The 2,341-nt window shown below is 71.6% G+C and carries 3 protein-coding genes; all 3 read right to left on the bottom strand.

Going from position 1 to position 2,341, the window contains the following annotated elements; genetic code table 11:
* Positions 1–7: 7 nt before the first annotated feature.
* The gene (locus tag D7V77_RS41630; RefSeq protein ID WP_120581684.1) at positions 8–856 is read right to left on the bottom strand and encodes a zf-HC2 domain-containing protein; all 849 of its coding nucleotides are present in this window, start codon (positions 854–856) and stop codon (positions 8–10) included.
* Positions 857–1,005: 149 nt separating this feature from the next.
* Positions 1,006–1,473, bottom strand: coding sequence for an anti-sigma factor (locus D7V77_RS41625; protein ID WP_120581683.1), 468 nt, complete (start codon positions 1,471–1,473; stop codon positions 1,006–1,008).
* Complete coding sequence (locus D7V77_RS41620) at positions 1,470–2,051, bottom strand: RNA polymerase sigma factor (protein ID WP_120564062.1); 582 nt, start codon at positions 2,049–2,051, stop codon at positions 1,470–1,472. Before D7V77_RS41620 ends, D7V77_RS41625 begins: the two co-directional genes overlap by 4 nt.
* Positions 2,052–2,341 lie beyond the last annotated feature (290 nt).

The following is a 2,341-nucleotide window of genomic DNA, read 5'->3' as shown; positions in this document are numbered from 1 at the left end:
CCCCTAATCATTTCAAGAAGGCGCCCCCCTGCCGGAGCGCCAGGGCCCGGATTCCGGCCTCTTCGCTCCACCCCGGTTCCCCCCGGCGGGCCACGGCCTCGAAGGCCTCCGCCGCCTGGAGCGGAAGTCCCATGGCGCGAAGCACCAGCGCCCGGTTCCACAGGGCCTGGGGATGGTCCGGTGCTTGACGCAACACGCCTTCGAGCAGCCCCAGGGCGCCCCGCGAATCCCCCGCCGCCATCGCCACCACGGCCCGGTCGCTGTCCCGGTCCAGCGAGGGGGCGCTGCGAGACAGGAAGTCCGACGCCTGACGCAATTCGCCACGCACCAGGTAGGCCGCCGCGATGCCGTGCAGGTCTCCCCGCTCCTCCAGCGCCGCCAGGGTCCGCAGGGGCACCGGCGGTTCGGTCGCGAGCGCCGCTCCGCCCCCCGCCCCCGTCCGGACGGGAACATAGGGGAGGTAGCGGTCCGCGGCCGGGTACGCGATGCGTGCCTCCAGCTCCCGCGCGGCCGCATCCGCCCGCCACGCGTCCTTCGGCCGGAAGCCGTCCCCCGTCATGACCGCGGTAAGCGCACCCAGTCCCATGGCCAGCACCGCCCCCATCGCATGCCGCCATCTGCCGCGCGGCAACGCGAAGCGGAACGGACCTCGGAGGGGAGCAGGTGGTGGTGGCGCGTCGTTGTGGGCCACCGCGCCACACAGGGCCTGGACGCTGAGCATCTCCAACTGCATCGCATCATGCAGCCCGCTGGCGCACGCGCGGCAGAGGGCCAGATGGAGCCGGAAGTGCTCCTCGTCCCCCGATTCCAGCTCCCCATCCAGGAACCGGTAGAGCTTCTTGCACCAGAGATCCATCACGCGTCAGGGCCTGGAGTCGCGAGGCCGCCTCCCGTCCCTTGCGAAACGCGAGCGGAAGCAATCCTTGGTGGATTCCGCTAACAGCGTTCGCCGCTGGCTCCCCCGCCTGCCCCCCAGGGAGGAGCAGGCGGCGAGTGCCCGCGTCTTCAGCGGCGCGTGCGGGGGCGCAGCAGCGTCGCACCGGAGCGGCTGGTGCGCGGGCACGGGAGGCGCGGCGCGCTGACGGCCTCCACCGCCTCCGTCGTCGCGAACCAGGGGCAGCAGTTGGCGCACCCCGGGCAGCGGCGGCGGAAGCGGCGGGCGCCCTGGTGCCAGGCCCGGCCTTCGCGCTCCGGGGGCGGGGGCGTGGCGAGCACGTCCCCGGGCCAGTTCTCCGGCACGTCGTCCCAGTCGGCCCCGGGCACCGTCTCGCGGGCCTGGCGGGCGGACACCCAGCGCTCGCTCTCCGCGGGGTCCTCCAGCGCGAGCCTCGCGAGCATCTCCAGTTGCAGCAGGTCGTGGAAGCGGCGGGCGCAGACGTCGCAGGTGGCCAGGTGGCCCCGGACGCGGCGCTGGTCCTCGGCGGACAGGCTCCCGTCCAGGAAGGGCTGGAGGTCCTCACACGCGGTGCTCATCGTTCCCTCTCCTGGCGGCGGCGTTCCGCGGTGTCGTGGAGCATGGCCTTGAGGCGGCGGCGGGCGTGGAAGAGCCACGTGCCCACCGTTCCCGCGCTGGGGGTGTTCATCCGCCGGGCGATCTCCGCATGGCGCAGGCCCCGCGCATGCAGTTCGAACGCCTGGCGCAGCTTCTCGTTGAGCCGCGCCACGGCCTGGCGCAGCTCGTCCTCCGTGACGCACTCCCACTGCTCGGGCTCCGGCGCGTCCTCCGGGTCCTCGAAGAGCATGTGGACGTTGTGCAGGTCCACCCGGCGGTCCGTCTCCGCGCCCTGGCGGCGGCACTGGTCCAGGAACCGGTTATGCAGCACGCGCACCAGCCACGCACGGCGCGCGGGCTCCGGCCAACGCTTGAGCCGCTCCCACTGCAGGAGCGCGCGCAAGAGCACGTCCTGCACCAGGTCGTCGCAATCACTGGCACTCTTGCCGCAGACATTGCGCGCGATGGCGACCAGCACCGGCTGATGGCGGATCGCGAACGCGGCGAATTCCCCTCCAGAGCCCTCCCGGACTGGCGGCTCCTCCCTCCCTGGCACCATGCGACCGCCTCCCTTCCCTCCAGAGAACGCCGAGGGCCGGATTCTTTTTTTCTCACGGATGCGACAAACGCTGTCGCGCTTCTTCCCGAGTCACGGCGGCCAGTACGGCTGAAACACTTCAAGCAGACGCCAATTCCTTGCATGGAATAGACAGACATCCAGGCACTCCCCGGTTCAATGTCTCTCCATGGGTGTGACTTGCCTCCGGGTGGCGCGTGCCGGACCCGGCGTGAAAAACGGGGTGAAATAGGGGCGTCCAGCATGCCCCAGCGGCTTTCTGGGGGCTGGAG

The organism is Corallococcus sp. CA041A, from assembly GCF_003612075.1.
Lineage (GTDB): Bacteria > Myxococcota > Myxococcia > Myxococcales > Myxococcaceae > Corallococcus > Corallococcus exiguus.
Note: the sequence above shows the minus strand (reverse complement) of the source record. Positions and strands in the feature narration are given on the sequence as shown.